Annotated in this window: 15 protein-coding genes; 5 read left to right on the top strand and 10 right to left on the bottom strand. The window is 70.1% G+C overall.

Going from position 1 to position 19,819, the window contains the following annotated elements; translation table 11 throughout:
- Positions 1-97: 97 nt before the first annotated feature.
- Positions 98-1,003 carry a glycerophosphodiester phosphodiesterase family protein gene (locus AB0J64_RS27750; RefSeq protein ID WP_364032671.1) on the bottom strand — a complete coding sequence of 302 codons (906 nt, stop codon included), beginning with the start codon at positions 1,001-1,003 and terminating at the stop codon, positions 98-100.
- Positions 1,004-1,112: 109 nt separating this feature from the next.
- Here AB0J64_RS27750 and AB0J64_RS27745 point away from each other — a divergent pair, with 109 nt between their 5' ends.
- Positions 1,113-1,760 carry a GNAT family N-acetyltransferase gene (locus tag AB0J64_RS27745; RefSeq protein WP_364032668.1) on the top strand — a complete coding sequence of 216 codons (648 nt, stop codon included), beginning with the start codon at positions 1,113-1,115 and terminating at the stop codon, positions 1,758-1,760.
- A gap of 156 nt (positions 1,761-1,916) precedes the next feature.
- Here the strand turns inward: AB0J64_RS27745 and AB0J64_RS27740 are convergent, their stop codons facing one another.
- From AB0J64_RS27740 to AB0J64_RS27720, 5 genes are all read right to left on the bottom strand, one after another.
- Positions 1,917-2,582: an NUDIX domain-containing protein gene (locus AB0J64_RS27740; protein WP_364032665.1), complete on the bottom strand. Its 666-nt coding sequence runs from the start codon at positions 2,580-2,582 to the stop codon at positions 1,917-1,919.
- Between the two features lie 46 nt (positions 2,583-2,628).
- Positions 2,629-4,419 carry a DUF4434 domain-containing protein gene (locus tag AB0J64_RS27735; RefSeq protein WP_364032662.1) on the bottom strand — a complete coding sequence of 597 codons (1,791 nt, stop codon included), beginning with the start codon at positions 4,417-4,419 and terminating at the stop codon, positions 2,629-2,631.
- A gap of 21 nt (positions 4,420-4,440) precedes the next feature.
- Entirely contained in the window at positions 4,441-5,529 is a 1,089-nt protein-coding gene (locus AB0J64_RS27730; protein ID WP_364032659.1) for a glycosyltransferase, read from the bottom strand.
- Positions 5,530-5,548: 19 nt separating this feature from the next.
- Positions 5,549-6,811 (bottom strand): nucleotide sugar dehydrogenase, encoded by a 1,263-nt coding sequence (locus AB0J64_RS27725; protein ID WP_364032656.1) that lies wholly within the window; start codon positions 6,809-6,811, stop codon positions 5,549-5,551.
- Positions 6,812-6,929: 118 nt separating this feature from the next.
- Positions 6,930-8,480 (bottom strand): glycosyltransferase family 4 protein, encoded by a 1,551-nt coding sequence (locus AB0J64_RS27720; RefSeq protein WP_364032653.1) that lies wholly within the window; start codon positions 8,478-8,480, stop codon positions 6,930-6,932.
- Between the two features lie 176 nt (positions 8,481-8,656).
- Here AB0J64_RS27720 and wecB point away from each other — a divergent pair, with 176 nt between their 5' ends.
- Together wecB and AB0J64_RS27710 are read left to right on the top strand one after the other, a co-directional pair.
- A complete protein-coding gene (wecB, locus tag AB0J64_RS27715; protein WP_364032650.1) occupies positions 8,657-9,787 on the top strand; it encodes a UDP-N-acetylglucosamine 2-epimerase (non-hydrolyzing) in 1,131 nt (376 codons plus the stop codon).
- Between the two features lie 54 nt (positions 9,788-9,841).
- On the top strand, positions 9,842-11,878 hold the full coding sequence (locus AB0J64_RS27710) for a glycosyltransferase (RefSeq protein ID WP_364032647.1): 2,037 nt from the start codon (positions 9,842-9,844) through the stop codon (positions 11,876-11,878).
- Positions 11,879-11,908: 30 nt separating this feature from the next.
- Here AB0J64_RS27710 and AB0J64_RS27705 read toward each other — a convergent pair whose 3' ends face one another.
- The 4 genes from AB0J64_RS27705 to AB0J64_RS27690 all read right to left on the bottom strand — a co-directional run bounded on the left by AB0J64_RS27705 (position 11,909) and on the right by AB0J64_RS27690 (position 15,807).
- Complete coding sequence (locus tag AB0J64_RS27705; RefSeq protein ID WP_364032644.1) at positions 11,909-12,559, bottom strand: hypothetical protein; 651 nt, start codon at positions 12,557-12,559, stop codon at positions 11,909-11,911.
- Positions 12,560-12,667: 108 nt separating this feature from the next.
- A complete protein-coding gene (locus AB0J64_RS27700; protein WP_364032641.1) occupies positions 12,668-14,011 on the bottom strand; it encodes an SPFH domain-containing protein in 1,344 nt (447 codons plus the stop codon).
- A 79-nt stretch (positions 14,012-14,090) separates the two neighbouring features.
- Positions 14,091-15,593: an SPFH domain-containing protein gene (locus AB0J64_RS27695; protein WP_364032638.1), complete on the bottom strand. Its 1,503-nt coding sequence runs from the start codon at positions 15,591-15,593 to the stop codon at positions 14,091-14,093.
- 13 nt (positions 15,594-15,606) lie between these two features.
- Positions 15,607-15,807 (bottom strand): hypothetical protein, encoded by a 201-nt coding sequence (locus AB0J64_RS27690; RefSeq protein ID WP_364032635.1) that lies wholly within the window; start codon positions 15,805-15,807, stop codon positions 15,607-15,609.
- A 133-nt stretch (positions 15,808-15,940) separates the two neighbouring features.
- Here AB0J64_RS27690 and AB0J64_RS27685 point away from each other — a divergent pair, with 133 nt between their 5' ends.
- Entirely contained in the window at positions 15,941-17,470 is a 1,530-nt protein-coding gene (locus AB0J64_RS27685) for a hypothetical protein (protein ID WP_364032632.1), read from the top strand.
- 176 nt (positions 17,471-17,646) lie between these two features.
- Entirely contained in the window at positions 17,647-19,809 is a 2,163-nt protein-coding gene (locus tag AB0J64_RS27680) for a nitrate- and nitrite sensing domain-containing protein (RefSeq protein ID WP_364032629.1), read from the top strand.
- Positions 19,810-19,819: the final 10 nt, after the last annotated feature.

Genomic DNA, 19,819 nt, shown 5'->3' with positions numbered 1-19,819 from the left:
GATGTCTTGGAGTGACACACCTCTTCTACAGCGGCTCCGCTGCTTTGTTCACCGGCTTTGACGAACAGCCCTAACTCTTAACTGAACGGCGTTGGCTCTAGACCCCCACCGGCTTGAGCGGGCCCACGGGCTCGGGCAGCTCCAGCCCCCGCTCCCGCCAGAGCTCCCGCATCCGGTCGGGGTAGTCGGTGACGATCCCGGCCACCCCCAGGTCCAGCATCCGCGCGGCCAAGGCCGTCTCGTTGACGGTCCAGACCGCCACGTCGAGCCCGGCGGCGTTCGCCTGGGCCATCAACGCCTCGTTCACCATGATGTGCTCGGGCGAGAGCGTGGTGGCCCCGGCGTCGCGGGCAGCGGCCGGTATGTCGTCGCCGAGGTCGTCGTGCCAGTGCAGGGTGTCCAGCTCGATCAGCGCGAACCGCCGCGTGTCCGGGGCGAGCCGGGCGGCATGGGAGAGGATCCGCCAGTCGAAGCTGAGGACGGCCGCGTTGCCGAGCCTGCCGTGCCGGTCGAGCTCCTCGACGACCAGCTCGGTGAAGAGCTCGGGATCGGGCGTCAGCTCCGGCCTGGTGGGATCGGACTTCAGCTCGACGTGCAGTCGCACGCCCTCCGCCTCGTAGGCGTTCACCAGCCCCAGCACGGCGCCGAGCGTCGGCATCCTGGTCTCCGGCATGGGGACCTGGGTCAGCGCGAACGGGTCGTCGGGGTGGCGCGGCAGCCGTACGCCCACGTCGAGCGTGCGCAGCTGCGCCAGCGTGAGAGCGTTGATCGGCTTGCCGACGTACGGGAAGAGCGGATCGTCCGCCTTGAGCGGCCGCCGGTCGGCGCTCGTCACGGCGGAGACCGTCAGATCGTGCGTGAGCACGAGGCGGCGATCGGCGGTGAGGGCGACGTCGAGCTCGAGCGCGTGGACGCCGAGCTCCATCGTGCGGCTCATTCCCGGCAGGGTGTTCTCCGGCCAGAGGCCCCGAGCTCCCCGGTGACCATGTATTTCAACGCGCACAACGGGGACCCTACCTGGCGCGGGTCACGACTCGGCGATGCCACGCCGTGTCCTTTTTATCCTGCTACGCCCCGGTCGTCTGTCAGAGGCAGACCATAAGCTGGGCTCCATGACGGAGGTTCTCAAAACTGCCCATCCCGCCACAGTCCGGGCCTGGGTGGACGGCTGGGTGATCTCCCGCAACGCCCCTCGTCCCGTGGTCGAGCCGTGGGGCCTGCGGGTGGACGTGGGCCTCCCCGGCCACGTCTCCCGCCACATCGTCACCGCCCCGACCCCTGGGATCCTCCACCATCTGACCAGGACCATCACCACGCCGGGCACGTGGCTGAAGCTCTGCGCCACCGCCTCCGCCGTCGCCCCGCTCCTGCCGGAGCGGTGGGTGGTGCAGGATCCGGAGTTCATGATGACGGTGTCACTGACCCGCAGGACGCCCCTCGTTCCCTCCGGCTACACGCTGGCCGTCACCACCCGGGCCGGCGTCACGGCGGCCCGCCTGCTGACGGCGGCGGGCGAGGTCGCCGCCAGGGGGCAGTTCGCGCTGGCGGGCCGCACGGCCGTCGTGGACCAGGTGGAGACGGCGGGCAACCACCGCCGCCGCGGGCTCGGCACGGTGGTCATGCAGACCCTGGCGTCCACGGCCGCCTCGCTGGGGGCGCGCACGGGCGTGCTGGTGGCCACGGCGGAGGGCCAGGCCCTCTACGAGACCCTCGGCTGGACCCTGCACACCCCGATGACGGCCGCCGTCCTGAACCCCTGACCCTCCAGCGCGGCCCGCGGCCCGTACGGGGCTGAGGTCCCTTGGAGGGGGAGAGGAAGGTGCGCGGGCGCGGCCCCTCGGACGGCCGGAGGACCGCACGAGCGCGGCCACCTGGACGGGGTGGGGAAGGTGCGCGGGCGAGGCCCCTTGAACGAGTCACTCCTTGAGGCTGCGGAGCATCGGGGGGTGGAGGAGCTCGGCGGGGCCGCGGCGGAAGAGCTTGGCCGGGCGGCCGCCGTCACGGGTCGTCGTGCCGCCCGTCTCCACCAGGAAGCCCTCCGCCTTGGTGACCTTCCTGTGGAAGTTACGCGGGTCCAGCGGGCGACCCCAGACGATCTCGTAGACGCGCCGCAGGTCCGCCACCGTGAACGCCGGCGGGCAGAAGGCCGCCCCCAGCGGGGTGTACTCCAGCTTGGCCCTGGCCCGCTCCACGCCGTCCTGCATGATGCGCCGGTGGTCGAAGGCCATGACCGCGAGTGAGTCGACCGGCTGCCAGCTCATGTGGGCCTTCTCCGAGGCCGGGAGGTCGGGAGCCAGGCCCAGGTAGGCGACGCTCAGGACGCGCTGGCGGGGGTCGCGGTCCGGGTAGCCGTACGTCTGGAGCTGCTCCAGGTGGACCGGCGCGCCCGGGAGGCCGGCTCGCTCCGCGAGGATGCGCTGGGCGGCGGCGGGGAGGTCCTCGTCCAGCTGGATGAAGCCGCCCGGCAGGGACCAGCGGCGGAGGAACGGCGGGTTGTCACGGCGCCACACCAGAGCGCTCAGTGCCTGGTTTCTGACGGTGAGCACGACCAGGTCGACGCTGACCGGGACGCTCGGGACCATGCACGGCACGTTACACGCAGTTTTGGGCACCCATGTACGCGAGCCGTCACGTGAGGACGCGTACGTGTAACGGCTCCGTCGTCTCCTGACCCGTCGGCCCCTTCACGGAGATCTTGACCCACTCGCCCGCGGGCACCTGCGTCCAGTCGAACGGCACCCAGGCCGTGACCATCCCCTCGGGAAGGTCCTCGAGCCGCTGCTCGTCCAGCCACCCCACCGCGGACACCACCAGGTCCTTGGTGCCCCCGGACCACGTGATGGTGACGGTGCCGTCCTTGAGGTTGTAGCCGCGCACCTCCACCCCGTCCTGGATGTCACGGGGCCGCCTGATGGCGTCCACCGCGATCGGGCGCCGCCAGTCGGCGGTGACCTCCTTCTCGAGGGAGGGGTTGCCACATGTCATGAAGTCGCTCCACATGTAGGAGACGACTTTCTGTACATACCGACCCGCCATCGTGACGGCCTGGTCCAGGCGCTTCTTGTCCGTCTTGCCCCGGGTGCCCTGCGCGGCGCACGGCTCCTTGCCCGACGGCTCGAACGCCTCCACGTTCGCCCACAGGTCCACCTTGTAGCCGGCGTTGACCATCTCCTCGCGGGCCACCGACATCTCGCGGTAGTAGTCGCGCGTGGAGCCGTGGTACGCCGTCCCGTACGTCGACTCCCCCACCATCGACCGCAGCCGCTCGTCCACCTCGTCGTCGCGCTGGTCCGGCCAGAACAGCCCCACCTTGCCGGTCCCCCGGCTGTCCTGCGGCGCGATGATGCCGACCCCCGTCTTGGCCAGCGCCTTGAACGCCTCGGCCACCTGGCTGGGCGTCTGGCCGAAGGGCACCCGCTTGCGCGCGTCCATGTAGGGGCTGATCAGGATGGGCTTGCCCCCGAGCTCCTGCTCGACGATCGTGTGCTGGTCGGCGTAGACCTCCAGCGTCGGGTTCGTGGCCAGGGTGGCGGACATCTGCACCTCGAACGGCTGGTAGACGCCCCCCAGCGACGTCCGGTCGGCGAAGCGCGCGCCGTAGTCCTGCACGATGCGCCGCGTCAGCGTGGTCAGCGCGCCCAGGTGCTTCTTGTACGCCCTGGTCTGCATGTTCGGGTCGCGCGGCGCCAGCGGCAGCGCCGGATAGATCTGGATGCCGAACTGATCGCCCAGGTCGAGCAGCTCGTTCAGGCTGTCCTTGTCCGACCCGGCCACCAGGATCATGTCGTACGAGGTGGCCTTGCCGGAGAAGTCGCACGTGGCGTCGTCAGAGCCGTCCGGCTGCGTGAGGAGCCGGTAGTAGATCCGGTTGCCCGCCTTGACGGAGTGCTCCATCTGGGGGCAGCGGAACAGGTTGGGGCCGAACGACTCGTCCGTGCGGTAGACGTACGTGCGGCCGACCCTGTTGCCCGGGTTGGCCGCGAGCAGGTCGCGCTCGGCCGCGTCGTGGCAGGTCAGCCCGTCCTCCTGGCACGCCTTGTAGAGCGAGTCGACCTCCCCGTCCCTGGTCAGGATCTCGCCCGACTCCGAGACGGTGCGGAACTGCAGGCCGTAGCCGATCCTGATGACCGTGTCGCCGCCGACGTCGTGGATCTCCTTCAGCTGGGTGCGCCAGGTGCAGGGGTTCGACTTGGGCATGATCCAGTAGCCGGTCACGGCGTACGGGGCCCGCTCCTTGGTCTCGAACGTTCCACAGGGGTCGGTGAACTTCGTCACCTTCGGCGTCGGCACGGTGTGCGACGGCTTGGGCTTCTGCGAAGCCGCGACCGGAGGCTTGTCCGAAGAGGACGGCAGAATGATGATCACCGTGGCGACCACGGCCAGGATGGCCAGGCCAGCGACCACGAAGAGCCAGCGCACGTTCAGACCGCCCTCGATGGATTACTGCTTGACCCCGGCCCAGGACTCCAGCTGGGCCACGAAGCGCTTGGCCGAGTTGGGCCAGTGGTGGTTCGCGCGGGCGGCCGCGTAGCCGCGCGCGCCCTGGGCCCGCCGCTCGCGTACGTCGTCGCGCAGGGTCAGCACCGCCTGGGCGACGGCCTTGGGGTCCTCCCAGGGCACCACGACGCCGCTGTCATAGCGCTCCACCAGCTCGACGGCGCGCGGCGACGGGGTCGTGATGACGGGGATGCCGTGCGCCATGTACTCCACGATCTTCGTGGGCATCGAGTGGCGGTAGTTGGGCTCGTCGTGCAGCAGCGACAGCCCGGCCAGCGCCCCGTCGAGCCGCTTGAGCGCCTCGTCGTTGGGCATGAAGTCGCGCCACTCCAGCACGCCTTCGGTGACGGCCTGGTTGAGCAGGGGACGGCTCTGCGGGTCGGCGTACCCGATCAGCTCCACGGCCACGCGGTACGGCTGCAGCAGCCGCGCCACCTCGATGGCCTCGTACACGCCCCGGGCCCTGGACAGCCAGCCGAGGTAGACCACCCGGTCGTCGCCCGGAGGTGTCACGGTGTCGGGCACCCACGTCTCGTTGGGGACGATCAGGTGGGCGTCCTTGAACCGGCCCGCGTATGCGGTCTCGGCCAGCAGCAGGTGCATGCGGCGCTCCGCGGTGCCCTCCAGCATGCGGGCGAAGAAGCGCACGGGAGGCCGTAACGGCGCGGGCAGCCACGGCTTGAGCGAGAGCGTGGCGGGCGTGTCCTCGTGCACGTCCCACACCACGGGCGGCCTGTTGCGCACGCCCCAGACGGCGAACAGCAGCTCGGGGTCGTGGATGAGGACGAGGTCGACCTTGTCGCGCATGCGCTTGAACAGCCGCCGGGCGGCCCACACGGCCGCCATCCGCTTGCGCTGCGCGGCGCGAGGGAGGTCCACGCCGGTTACCCACGGTCGCGGTACGACGCCGTGCGCGGTGAATGAGGCGGCATACGTGACCTCATGACCGGCATCCACAAGGGCACGAATCTGCCTGTGCAGAATTCGAGCGTCCTCGGGGTTATGCACCACCGTCATGACGAGCACGTGCACTGCGCGCAGCCCTCCGTCGCTACAGCCGCTCGACGCGTTCACCCTCGGTGAGCACACCGCGGGTGTCGAGCACGAGCTTGGCCTTCGCCTCGACCATGTCGAGGTCGAATGCGGCGTGCTGCTGCAGGAGCAGCGTCACGTCCGCGTTGATCACGGCCTCGGCCAGATCCTCCTCACGCGGCACCGCGGTGCCGTCTACCGACCACTCCTTGACGTACGGGTCCGCGAACGACAGCTCGGCGCCCAGCTCCAGCAGCGCACGCGCCACAGGGAGCGCCGGGGTCTCACGCTCGTCGGCGATGTCCGGTTTGTAGGTGACGCCGAGCATAACGACTCTGGCGCCGTTCACGGCCTTCTTATGCCTGTTGAGCAGACGCTGGACGCGGGCCACCACGTACGACGGCATCCGCTCGTTGATCTCCTGCGCCAGCTCCACGAACCTGAACGGGTAGCCGAGCTTGCGCACCGTGTACGACAGGTACGACGGGTCGACGGGAATGCAGTGCCCGCCGACACCGGGACCGGGCAGGAACTTCTGGAAGCCGAACGGCTTGGTCGCCGCGGCCTCGATCGACTCCCACAGGTCGATCCCGAGCTCGTCGCAGAAGATCGCCATCTCGTTGACGAGCGCGATGTTGACGTGCCGGTAGGTGTTCTCGAGCAGCTTGGCCATCTCGGCCTCGCGGGTGCCGCTGACCGGCACCACCTGCTCGATGAACTGCCCGTAGAACCCCGTGGCGCGGTCACGGCAGGTCGCCGTGTAGCCGCCCACGACCTTGGGCGTGTTCCGCAGCCCGAACTTGGGGTTGCCCGGGTCGATGCGCTCAGGCGAGAAGGCGAGGTGGAAGTCCTCGCCCGCGACGAGCCCCGAGGTCTCCAGCAGCGGCCTGGCCACCTCGTCGGTGGTGCCGGGCCAGGTGGTGGACTCGAGCACGACGAGCGTGCCCTTGCTCAGGTTGCGGGCGACGGTCCTGGTGGCGCCCTCCACGGCGGACAGGTCCGGGCGGTGGTCCTCGTCCAGCGGGGTCGGCACGCAGATGACGATCGTGTTGCTTCTGGCCAGCACGGTCTCGTCGAGCGTGGCGCTGAACCCGTTGGCCAGCATGTGCTCGAGGTCGGCGTCGGTCAGGTCATCGATGTAGGACTGCCCGGCGTTGAGCGCGTCGACCTTGGCGGGGTCGACGTCCACGCCGACGACCCGCAGGCCGGCGTTGACTGCCTCCTTGGCGAGGGGCATGCCGACGTAGCCGAGGCCGATGACAGCCAAGTCGATTTCTGTCACAGCAGTGCCTTAGAGAGCCGGAAACAACACTTCATGGTCGCAAAGGTTATCTCAAGTCCACCTAGCTCACGCCTAATGCGACCGAACCCGTCGTAAGTGACAGCGAACATGAAGGTCATCATTCGGTAAGAGAGCGGTATAGAGCACGGTAAGTCTCGGCAACGCGGCTCCAAGTCCGCTTCGCCGCCACTTCCTCCCGTCCTGCCTCACCCATCTCGGCACGCCGGGAGGGGTCCTCCCGGAGCCCGGCGATGGCCTTGGCGAGCGCGGCCGGATCGCCCGGCGCCACAAGGAGACCGGCGCCGTCGGAGCCGACGAGCTCGGACAGGGCGGGCAGATCGCTGAGCACGACCGGCTTGCCGAGCGCCATCGCCTCGACGGGTTTCAATGGCGTAACAAGTCGGCATACCCGAAGATCCTCGCGCGGGCAGGCGAAGATGTCGATCGCGTCCTGCGCCTGCAGCGCCTCATCGGGGCCGACCCGGCCCGGCAGGACGGCGTCCTCGAGGCCCAGCTCCTCGACCAGCTCCAGGAGGTTGTCGCGCTCGGCGCCGTCGCCCACGATGAGCACCCGCACGGGCGTGCGGTCGTCACGCAGCAGCGCGGCGGCCCGCAGCAGGGTGGCGAACCCCTCGTAGGCCACGATGCTGGACACGGAGCCGACGACGATCTCGTTCGGCGCGATGCCGTACGCGTCCCTGAACGACGCCCCGTCGTAGTGCGCGGTCAGCAGCGAGTCGTCCACGGCGTTGGGCGCCAGGTGGATCCGCTCCCGGGGCACCCCACGCTCGACGATCTCCGTGGCCATGGTCTCGGCCAGCGTGACCACGGCGTCGGCCGCGCGCATGAGGAACGCCTCGCGCTCGCGCTGGAGCACGTGCCGCTCGCTGCCCACGCGGATCGGGTCGCGGGAGGCCCAGGTCTCCTCCAGGAAGCCGCGTACCTCGTAGACGAACGGCGTGCCCGTCCTGTCGCGCACGGCGTGCGCCACGGAGCCGTTGCGATGGTCGGTGGCGGCGTGCAGGACCTGCGGCCTGAGCTGTTCGACTAGCTTCGTGACGGCGTCGGCGCCCTTGACCATGCGCCCGCGCATCTCGAACGGCATCTCGCCGTGCCCGTCCGGCAGCAGCCGGTAGTAGGGGATGCCGTCGATCTCCTCGAACGGCGACGCGTCCGCGTGCCCCTGGAACATCGGCCAGCCCCAGCTCGAGGCCACGTGCGGGTCGAGCCCGGCGGCCTGCTGCGAGGTGACGATGCGGTGGGTGCGGACGGTGTACCCGGCCTGCGTGTACGGCAGCGCGTTCGTGACCAGGTGCAGCACCCGCCCCTTGACGCGCTCCGTGATGGCCACCTTGGGCCCGGGCGGGATGGGGTCGGGGCTGATCGCGGCCAGCTCACCCCGGTAGTAGGCCGCCCTGCGCTTGACGAACGGGTACTTGGTGTGGGCTTCGAGCACCGCGGCGGCCTCGCTCACCCGGCCGGCGTTCCACAGCTCCTTGGCCTCGTTCCACGGACCCTTGACCACGCGCATGCCGAACTTGCGCACCACGCGCCTGGCCCGCCGCGCGGCCGGCCAGGCCACGCTGCCCACGACGGGGCGCAGCCGGGGCGGAAGCGCGTCGGCCGCGGCCTGTGCCACGCGGACCGGGTCGGATTTGACCTTCGTCACGACGACGCGGGAGACGATGATCGGGTGCTGAACGAAGCCTTTGAGAAGTCCACCGACGCCGGCACGGGCGGACTTCGCGGAAACCTTTGAGGAGTCTTGACGACTGGCGTCGGATGCCACGCCGTGACCGTACCATAGGCAACGTTTTTCCCCTTCCGCTATGAAAGGCGAGGTCAATGAGGGAGAACCCCCTGGTCCTGCACGTATTGGGTGCTCGTCCCAATTTCGTGAAAGCGGCCCCGGTGGTGCGGGCACTCGGTGAACTCGGCGTGCGGCAGGGCATCATCCACACTGGTCAGCACTATGACGCGCTGATGTCGGACGTCTTCTTCGCCGATCTCGGACTGCCTGAGCCCGTGGCGAACCTGGGGGTCGGCTCGGGCACGCACGCCAAGCAGACCGCGGCGCTGCTCGTCGGCCTGGAGGAGGTCGTCCAGGAGCAGGACCCCGACCTGGTCGTGGTCTACGGCGACGTGAACTCGACGCTGGCCGCGATCCTGGTCTGCGCCAAGCTGGGCGTCAGGACCGCGCACGTGGAGGCGGGGCTGCGCTCGTTCGACCGGGGCATGCCGGAGGAGGTCAACCGGGTCGTCACCGACGCGCTGGCCGACCTGCTCTTCGCCACCTCGCCCGAGGCGCTGTCCTACCTGGCGAACGAGGGCGTGCCCGCGTCCAAGGTGCACCTGGTGGGCAACCCCATGATCGACAGCCTGTACGCGGCGCTGCCGTCGCTGGACCCGGCCCCCGTGGTCGAGCGGCTGGGCATACCGGCCCGTTATGCCGTCGCGACCCTGCACAGGCCCGCGAACGTGGACACTCCGGAGGCCGCCAAGGAGCTGGTCGACGCCGTGCTGGAGGTCTCGCGGCAGATCCCGGTCGTGGTGCCGATCCACCCGCGAGGCAAGGCGCGCCTGGCCGCCGCGGGTCTGGTCGACAGCGAGACGATCAAGGTGGTCGACCCGCTGGGCTATGTGGACTTTCTCTCACTCGTACGCGGCGCCGCCCTGGTCGTCACGGACTCCGGCGGCGTTCAGGAGGAGACGACCGTGCTGGGCGTCCCCTGCCTGACCCTGCGCCCCAACACCGAGCGGCCGATCACCATCACGCACGGCACGAACCGGCTGGTCACGCCCGCTCTCCTGCCTGCCGCCGCGGAGAAGGCGCTGGCGGACGGCGCCGCCACGCCGGCCGGCGAGCTGCCGGTGCTCTGGGACGGCCAGGCCGGGCCGCGGGTCGCGAAGGTGATCTCCGCCTGGCTGAAGGGCGACAACCTCGCCCCTGCCTCTCAGGCCAAACGCCCCGAATAGCGGCCGTATCCGCCGTAACATGACAAACCTCCGCTAAGCGATAGGCGTATCACCATGGCCGAAACCCCCGAAGAGCCCACGTACCAGCGGCTCGGCCCCGTCAACTGGCTGCCCGAGGAGCGCAAGCTCGTCGAGCGGTTCGAGGCCGAGGTCAGGGAGCTCCGGAGGCGGCTGGAGATCGCCGAGGCGAAGGCCGCGTACGCGACCTGGAAGCTGGAGGCCACGCAGGCGAAGCGGACGTTCAAGCTGGGCGAGGCCCTGGGCTCGAAGAGCCCGGGGAAGATCGTCCAGGCGGTCCGGTCGAAGGAGAAGGCGCCCAAGCCGCCCACCCCGGTCACCGAGGCGATCGAGACGGCCAACCACCGGCCGCCGCTGGTCGAGGTGCCGGCGGTGAAGTGGCCGAAGGGGCCGGTCAACAGGCCGGACCTGAAGGTCGCGGTGATCCTGGACGACTTCTCCAGGATGGCCTTCAAGTACGAGTGGGACCAGATCGAGTTCGGGCTCAAGGACTGGCCGGAGATCTTCGCCGAGAAGCGGCCCGACCTGCTGTTCTGCGAGTCGGCGTGGCACGGGAACCAGGGGCGCTGGCGCTACCAGATGACCGGCACCAACGCGCCCAAGGAGCCGCTGCGCGACCTGGTGGCCTGGTGCAGGCAGGAGGGCATCCCGACGGTCTTCTGGAACAAGGAGGACCCGCCGAACTTCGACTTCTTCATCGACACGGCCAAGCTGTTCGACTACGTGTTCACCTGCGACGGTGACATGCTGCCGAAATATCGGGAGATTTTGGGACACGATCGGGTTGATGTGCTGCAGTTCGCGGCCCAGCCCCGCGTGCACAACCCGATCCAGCAGCGGCAGGGCCGCCTGCACGACGTGGTCTTCGCCGGGATGTACTTCCGCGACAAGCATCCCGAGCGGCGCGAGCAGATGGAGACCGTGCTCGACCCCGTCAGGGAGCTCGGTCTGCACATCTTCGCGCGCAACGGCGAGGTGGACGAGAAGTACGCCTGGCCGGAGAAGTACCGGCCGCACATCGTGGGCGAGCTCCCGTACGACCAGATGCTGGCCGCGTACCGGATGTACAAGGTCTTCCTCAACGTCAACTCGGTGCTCGACTCGCCGACCATGTGCGCCCGCCGGGTCTTCGAGCTGTCCGCCTGCGCCACGCCGGTCGTGTCGGGGTGGTCGCGGGCCGTCGAGGAGACCTTCGGCGACCTCATCCCCATCGCGCGGGAGCCGGTCGAGTCGTACAACCAGGTGCTGCACCTGATCAACAGCCCCGAGCTGCGGGCCAGGATGGGCCACCTGGCGATGCGCGAGGTCTTCGACAAGCACCTGTTCTCGCACCGGGTGGACCAGATCCTGCAGAACCTCGGGCACCGGGCGACGCCCCGGTCGCGCTCGATCTCGGTCGTCCTGCCCACCAACCGCGCCTCCCAGATCGAGCACGCCATCTCCTCGGTGGCCCGCCAGATCCACCGGCCGCTCCAGCTCGTCATGGTGCTGCACGGGCTGGACATCGACCCGGTGGTGGTCGCCGACAAGGCCCGCATGGCGGGGATCACGGACGTCGTGGTCCTGCCCGCCGACGCGTCGCAGTCGCTCGGCGCGTGCATGAACATGGGCATCGCCGCCGCCGAGGGCGACCTGATCGCGAAGATGGACGACGACAACCTGTACGGCGACCATTACCTGTCGGACCTGGTACGCGCGTTCGACTACTCGGACGCGGAGCTGGTCGGCAAGGGGGCGCACTACGCGTACTTCGAGGGCCGCAACACCACGATGCTGCGGCTGCCCGGGCTGGAGCACCGCTACTCGTTCCTGGTCCAGGGCGGCACGTTCCTCGGCAAGGCCGACATGTTCCGCTCGTACGGCTTCGCCGACATCACCCGCGGCGAGGACACCCATCTGGTGCGGCGGCTGAAGGAGGACTCCGTCAAGATCTACTCGGCGGACCGGTTCAACTTCGTCTACTGGCGCAGTGCGGACACCTCGATGCACACCTGGCAGGCGGACCACATCAAGCTGACCCGCAACGCGCAGTTCTCCTTCGTGGGCCGCCCCGACGACCACGTCCTCATCTGACGGCCCAACCCCGCCCCGAACGGGCCGGGGTCAGTGGGTGACCTGGGCGAGGTTCTGGTCGGCGAGGCGGGCCAGCTCGAACAGCCCCTGCGGCTTCACCCGCTGCCCGACCACGAGCATGCTCATGACCAACGTCCCCCGCCTGATCATGACGGACCCGATCTGCGCGTTCTTCTTGCCGCCCGCCGCTGTGGTGAGGTACGCCCGCGACTGGTCCCCCCTGGCCGGCATGGCCAGCGTGCGCGTCCTGTAGGCCACCTTCGTGCCTTCGACCTCCGCGGTGTACGAGGCGCACTGCTGCGGCAGCGGCGCGGGGAAGGCCGCGGAGGGCAGCGACACGACGGCCTGCGTGATGGAGCCACGGTCGGCGGCGAAGGAGATCACCGCCGCCGGCGCCTGGGCGACGTCGGGCTTGGCGGCGTCGAGCTGGGCCGCCCCCGCGCACTCGGGCCGCTGCAGCTTCGCCTGGCGCATCGCCTCCAGACCCAGCTGGGTGGCCTTGAGCGAGCCGAACGCGCCCAGCTCGGGGCCGTACGCGACGTGCATGCCCTTGGGCACCGGCAGCAGGGCGTCGCGGAGCCTGGCCGTGTCGGCGGACGCCTGCGGGCCGGGCAGCCGCGTCCCCGTCGGAACGGCCGACGGGGTCGTGTCGCCGCCGGAACATCCGGCAATTGCCACCATACTCAGGAATATGCCGGAAATGGCCTTCAGCATGGGCTCTCCAAATCACTCTAACGGCATTTCCAAAAACGCTAGAGGAAGTGAAGAGTAAGGAAACAGGTAACGTCGCTATTCGCGGGATTCAGTGGTTTTACGAACGATTTCCGGTTCCGCGCCGTTTGGCGTTCCGCTTGGCGTGCCGCCGTTGAGCAGGGCCCTGGCCAGGCCCAACCCGGTGCCGCCGAGCGTGAGCGCCTTGGCGAGCATTTCCTCGACGCCCTGCGCGCCGTTCAGCACCACCATGTGATCGACGTTTCCGAACGCCTTCGAGCCCGCCTCGACGATTTCCGGCCAGCGCTCGGCGAGTTGCTGCGCGACAACCGCCTCCTGGTTGCTCGCCAGCGCCTCCGCGCGCGCCTTGATGGCCTCCGCCTGCGCCAGCCCCTTGGCCCTGGCCGCGTCCGCCTCGGCCATGCCGCGCAGCCGGGTCGCCTCCGACTCCGCCTCGCCGCGCAGCCTGATGCTCTCGGCCTCGGCCTGCGCCTGGGCGACCGCCGCGCGCCGCGCCGCCTCCGCCAGCGTGACCTGCTCGTACGCCTTGGCGTCCGCGGGCCTGCGCACCTCGCCCTCCAGCCGCTTCTCCGCGAGCACGGCCTCCCGCTCGGCGGCGGTCGTCTGCTGGACCACGACCTCCTGCCGGGCGGTGGCCTCGGCCAGCGGACCCGCCTGCTTGGCCGCGGCCGCCGCCCGGTCGACCTCTGCCTGGTACCCGGCCTGCTGGATGCGGGCCTCGCGGATCGCGGCGGCCTTCTTGATGGCGGCCTGCTGCTCGGCGGCGTTGGCCTCCTGGTCGCTGTGCGCCTCGGCGATCCTGGCCTGCGAGGCCACGGCGGCCGCGTGCGGGCGGCCGAGGTTGGTGATGTAGCCGGTGGCGTCCTCGATCTCCTGGATCTGCAGGGAGTCCACGTTCAGGCCGAGCTTGCTCATCTCGTCGGCCGACGACGTGCGGATCTCATTGGTGAGCGCGTCGCGGTTGACGATCAGGTCCTCGACCGTGAGGTTGCCGATGATCGAGCGCAGGTGGCCGGAGAAGAGCTGGTGCGTCTTCTCGTCCACGGTCTTCTGCTGGTCGAGGAAGCGGCGGGCGGCGTTGGCGATGGAGACGAAGTCGTCGCCCACCTTGTAGATCACCACACCCCGTACGTGCACCGGGATGCCCTGCTTGGTCACGCAGTGGACCTCCAGCTGCGAGACGCGGCTGTCGAGCGACATGCGGCGCGCGGTCTGGAACCCCGGGACGACCAGCGCGCCCTTCCCCGTGACGATCTTGAAGCCGAGCGTCTCCCTGCCCCGCGCGCCGAGGCCCGAGATGAGGATCGCCTCGTTCGGCTCCGCGACCCGCCAGACCAGCTTGAACGCCACGACGCAGACGAGGGCGATTGCGGCGATGATGCCTGCGAGCACTAAGTCCATGACCTACTCCGAGGAAGACGTGGTCGTATCCGTTGCCGACCAGACTTCCCGGCTCGCCCTGATTTGACGGTACTCCCGCTCAGGGCGCTTTGCCAGAGATCTCCGGCTCCGACCCGTTGGGAGTGACGCCGTTGGGAGTGACGCCGTTCGGAGCGCCGCCGTTGAGCAGCGCCCTGGCCAGGCCCATGCCGGCGCCGCCGAGCGTCAGGGCCTTGGCCAGGAGCTCCTCGACGCCCTGGGCGCCGTTCAGCACCACCATGTGGTCCACGTTCCCGAACGCCTTCGCGCCCGCCTCCACGACCTCCGGCCAGCGCTCGGCGAGCTGCTGGGCGATGACCGCCTCCTGGTTGTCCTTCAGCGCCTGGGCGCGCGCCCTGATCGCCTGGGCCTCCGCCAGGCCCTTGGCCTGCGACGCCTCCGCCTCGGCCAGGCCCAGCGCCTTGGCCGCCTCCGCCTGGGCCAGACCGCGGGCCTGCGCGGCCTGGGCCTCCGCCTCACCGGCGATCTTCGTGGCGGCTCCCGCGGCCTCTCCGCGCAGCCGTACCGACTCGGCGTCGGCCGCGGCGGCCAGCTTGACCTGGGAGGCCTGCGCGGCGGCGCGCAGCTCGGTCTCCTTCGCCTCGGCCTGCGCCTGCGCGATGCGGGCGTCCCGCTCGGCCTGGGAGAGCGTGACGGTCTCGTACGCCTTGGCGTCGGCGGGCTTGCGCACCTGCGACTGGAGCCGCTGCTCGGCGAGCTGGGCCTCCAGCTCGGCGGCCTTGGTCTCCTGGACGACCACCTCCTGGCGGGCGGTCGCCTCCGACAGCGGCCCCGCCTGGCGGGCGGTGGCCATGGCCTGGTCGATCTCGGCCTGGTAGGCGGCCTCCTTGATGCGGGAGTCCCGGCGGGCGGCGGCCATGTTCGCGGCGGCGATCTGCTCGGCCTCGGTGGCCTCCTGGTCGCGCTGGGCCTGGGCGATGCGGGCGGTGGCGGCGACCTTGGCGGCGTGCGGCTTGCCGAGGTTGTCGATGTAGCCGGTCTCGTCGTCGATCTCCTGGATCTGCAGCGAGTCCACGATCAGGCCGAGCTTGCTCATCTCGTCGGCGGCCGACGCCCTGGTCTCGCTGGTCAGGCGCTCGCGGTTGAGTATGAGGTCCTCGATGGTGAGGTTGCCGATGATCGAGCGCAGGTGGCCGGTGAACAGCTCGTGGATCGCGCTCGTCATGAAGTCCTGCTGGTCGAGGAAGCGGCGGGCGGCGTTGGCGATGGAGGACAGGTCGTCGCCGACCTTGTAGATCACCACGCCGCGGATGTGCACGGGGATGCCCTGCTGGGTGACACACGAGACCTGGAGGTTGGCGGCCCTGGTGTCCAGCCGCAGCCGCCTGGCCGCCTGGAACCCCGGCAGCACCGCCGTGCCCTTGCCAGTAATGATCTTGAAGCCCAGGCTGTCCACGCCATCGCCCCGGCGGCGGGCGCCCAGCCCGGAGATGATCAGGGCCTCGTTGGGCTCCGCGACCCGCCACACGGCCTTGAACAGCAGGATGATGACGACAACCGCGACGGCGACGCCGGCGGCGGCGATGTAGAGCTCGGGGGACATCGGAGGGCCTCCCTCAGACGAGTGCTCTGGCCACGTAGACCGTCCGCGGGGGGAAGTACTCGACGACGACCACGATGGATCCGATGCCGAACTCCTCGTCGGACACGCTGGGATGGGCGTAGAACGCCTCCACGCCGCCCCTGACCGGGATCATGACCTCGCCGACGAGCCCTGGGCCGATCCTCCCCGTGACCCTGCCCTGCTTGCCGACCACCGGACTCCCCCCGCTCGCGATATTCCGGACGCTACTCCAAACGGGCATTCGCGGTAATAGCCCGCGCAAAATGTTTCCCGGCGCGCTGCGCGTCGCTCGCCCGGCTTTTCGCCGGTCTGCTGATGATCGCGCCATGAGCGCCACCCCGCGAGACCTCGTGATGAACCATCCCATTTCCCGCCGCGACTTCTTCGACGGGATGGCCCTGGGGTTCGTGGCGACCGAGAGCGCTCGTGGAACCGCGTACCCACCCGAGCCGTTCACCGTGCGCGGCGGTGCTGCCGGGGCGCTCAGCGTGCCGCACGCGCTGCGGGACGGGCGTTTCTGGCAGCACGCGGGCCCGCCGGAGCCGACCGGCGAGAGCTACGACCTGGCCGTGGTCGGCGGCGGCACGAGCGGGGCGAGCGCGGCACGCGAATGGCTGCGGCGGCGTCCGCACGACAGCGTCCTCGTCCTCGACAACCACGACGGGATCTCGTTCTCCCGCCCCGCCCGCTTCGGGCCGCAGGAGGACGGCGTGATGTGCGACCGGGAGACCTTCGGGTCCGACACGCTGGTCACGTTCGCCCCCGGCTGGATCGCCCGGCTGCCGCTCGCCGAACGGGCCCGGCAGGACCTGCTCGTGCTCCAGCATGATCCGCCCGACTGGTTCCCCGGCCTCTCGGCGGAGGAGAAACACGAGCGGCTGGCCGGGCTGACCTACTCGCGGTTCCTCTTGGAGGTGTGCGGGGCGCACCCCGACGTCGAGCGGTTCTGCCGGACCATGTCGTGCCGGGCGTGGGGGTACGACACCCGGGCGTTCGGGGCGATCGACGCCTGGGGCACCGGCTTTCCCGGGTTCGGCGGGCTGGGGCTCGACCGGGACAAGCCGTCGCGCTTCAACTCACCCACCGTGAAGGAGGGTCCGGCCGAGGCCGTCCCCCTGCCGCTGGACGGCCGCGTGCTGTTCCGCCCGTCCAGCCCGGTCGTGTGCGTACGCGACGGCGCCTCTTCTGCGACCGTGGGCTACTTCGACGGCCACCGGGTCATGACCGTCGAGGCCGGGGCGGTGATCCTGGCCTGCTGGAGCGCGGTCATCCCGTACCTCGTGCCCGACCTGCCCCGTGACCAGCGGCGGGCGCTGAGCCTGGCCGTCAGGGTGCCGCTGCTGCACGCCACGGTACGCGTGCGCGACCCCGGGGCCTGGCGGCGGGTCGGCGTCCGCCGGGTCCGCTGGACCGGTGCGTACTGGTGTCTGTCCGAGCTGGAGCCGCCGTCAGAGGTGCGCCTGCTGGCCACGCCCTGCCGCTCGGAGCTGGGGCCCGACCGGGGCTCGGTGGCGGGCAGGCAGGAGCTGTTCAGGACTCCGTTCAGCCGGCTGGAGCAGACCGTACGCGACCAGCTCGGCCGGCTGCTGGGCCCCGGCGGCTTCGACCCGGCCAGGGACATCGAGGCGATCACGGTCGACCGCTGGGGCCACGGGAGGGCGCCCGAGTACTGCCGGCCCTGGCACGCGTTCTATCCGGACGGGCCGTTCCCGGCGGACGCGGCGCGCAGGCGGTTCGGCCGGATCGCCATCGCGGGCTCCGACTCGGAGCCCGGACCTGGCGGCGCCGTCACGGCTGCCGTGCGCGCCGTGGAGGAGCTGGCCGGTGAGGCCGTGAGAGCGCGATCTCGCTGGTAGCGCCACTTGTGCTATGGCGCGGATCGTCCGGACTGCACGATCTTGTCCCAATAATCACGGTAATGAACGTGTTCCTCCCACTGCGCCGGAACCATAAACGATGCTAGTCTCCTATGCGATCTTCCGGAGGTGTATTTACACAAGGTGTGGAAATGCCCCGGACTTGAGGTTGGGACATGAGCACGCGTAACCGGTCTATTCGGTTCAAGATCTTCTTATTGCTGCTGCTACCGCTCCTGTCTCTGAGCGCGCTCTGGGGTTTCGTCCTCAACCTCACCATGGGCGACGCCCAGTCACTGCTCCGCGCCAACACCCTCTACCGGACGATCGGCCTCACCTCCACCGACCTGGGACTACAGCTGCAGAACGAGCGGGTGCGCTCCGCCGAGACGCTCACTACGCGTAAGCTCACCACGGCCCTCAGCTCCCAGCGCGCCCGCACCGACAGGTCCGTCACCGACTTCAAGCTGGCCGTCATGGAGGCCGGCAGCGCGGTCAGCGACGAGCTGCGCCCGCCCATCGACTCCCTTGACTCCGCCCTCGACCGGCTCGGGCCGATCAGGGCCGACATCGACGGCGGCCTCGGCTCCCGCCTCGCCGGTCTCGACGAGTACAACCGCATCCTCGATGCGATCTTCACCCTCTACGACCACCTCGTCTCCGTCTCCGACCTGGCGATCTTCCAGCAGGCCTCCTCGCTGCAGGCCATGGGCATGGCCAGGGAGTACATCGCCAGGGAGCGCGCGCTCATCGTCGGCGCGATGGCCGACCACCGGCTCACCCAGCCGGAGGCGGCCGCCTTCACCGAGTACGCGGCCTCCAGGAAGTTCCTGCACGCGCGCGGCCTCGCCGGGCTCGACGTGCAGCTGCGCAAGCCGTACGAGGAGGTCTTCGCCACCGAGCCGTTCCTCACCTTCGCCACCATGGAGGCGCGGATCACGAGGACCGGCGCCCCGCCGATCAGCTCCGACGGCTGGAACCAGACGATCGACAGGCTCACGACCCGGCTCGACCGGCTCGGCTCCTCCTCGGCGGACACCCTGGCCGCACGCGCGTCCGCTGCCGCCACCGGCACTGTCGTCGAGATCTCCATCGCGGGCGGCCTCGGCTTGATCGCGGTGCTCGCGTCGATCATCATCTCTGTACGGTTCGGTCGTCGCCTGGCCGGAGAGCTGGCCGGGCTCCGTTCCGCCGCCGTCGAGCTGTCGCAGGCGCGCCTGCCCGACATCGTGGAGCGGCTGCGCCGGGGCGAGGACGTCGACGTGAAGAAGGAGGCCAAGGCGATCAAGGTGAGCGGTTCCGCTGAGATCACCGACGTGGCCAGGGCCTTCGGCTCCGTGCAGCGCACCGCCGTGACGGCGGCGGTCGGCCAGGCCGCCCTGCGCCACGGGGTCGGCCAGGTCTTCCTCAATCTCGCCCGGCGCAAGCAGGGCCTGCTGCACCGCCAGCTCGCGCTGCTGGACGGCATGCAGCGGCGTACGCACGACCCTGACCGGCTGGAGGAGCTCTTCCGGCTCGACCACCTGACCACCCGCATGCGCCGGCACGCGGAGAGCCTGATGATCCTCTCCGGGGCCGCGCCCGGGCGGGCGTGGCGCAAACCGGTGCCCATGATCGACATCGTCCGGGCCTCCATCGCGGAGGTCGAGGACTACACCAGGGTGAACGTCGACGACATGCCGGCCGGCGCGGTCGACGGCACGGCCGCGGCCGACATCACCCACCTGCTGGCCGAGCTCGTCGAGAACGCCACCATCTACTCGCCGCCCGACACCACCGTCCAGGTGCGCGGCGACCTGGTGAGCAACGGGTTCGTCATCGAGATCGAGGACAGAGGGCTCGGGCTGTCGACCGGCGAGTACGCCGCGTTCAACGCGCTGCTCGCCGCGCCGCCGGAGTTCGATCTGGCCGACAGCGACAGGCTGGGCCTGTTCGTGGTGGCCGCGCTGTCGGAGCGGCACGGGATCAAGGTGCTGCTGCGGCGTTCGCCCTTCGGTGGCACCGCGGCCGTCGTGCTCGTGCCGCGTTCGATGGTGACCGAGCAGGCGGCGCTGGGCGCGGGTGACGGCAAGGCCGACCTGCCGAGCCGTACGCGCAAGAAGGCGCTCGCCGTGGTGACCTCGGGCACCCACGCGGGGCTGCCCAGGCGGGTGCGCCAGGCCAACCTGGCGCCTCAGCTCAAGGAGCAGCCCGGCGAGCCGGAGTCGCGTGTGCAGGAGCGGCCCGCCGAGCAGGAGCCGCGGCCGGAACGCTCTCCCGACGAGGTCAGGGACTTGTTCTCCGCCTTCCAGCGGGGAACCCAACGCGCCCGAGAAGAAGCCTCTGAGGAGGGGCCATGAGTAAGGGGGA

The sequence above is a fragment of the Nonomuraea sp. NPDC049695 genome, assembly GCF_040674955.1.
GTDB lineage: Bacteria > Actinomycetota > Actinomycetes > Streptosporangiales > Streptosporangiaceae > Nonomuraea > Nonomuraea helvata.
The sequence above is the reverse complement of the archived record's forward strand: the minus strand, read 5'-3'. Positions and strand labels throughout refer to the sequence as shown.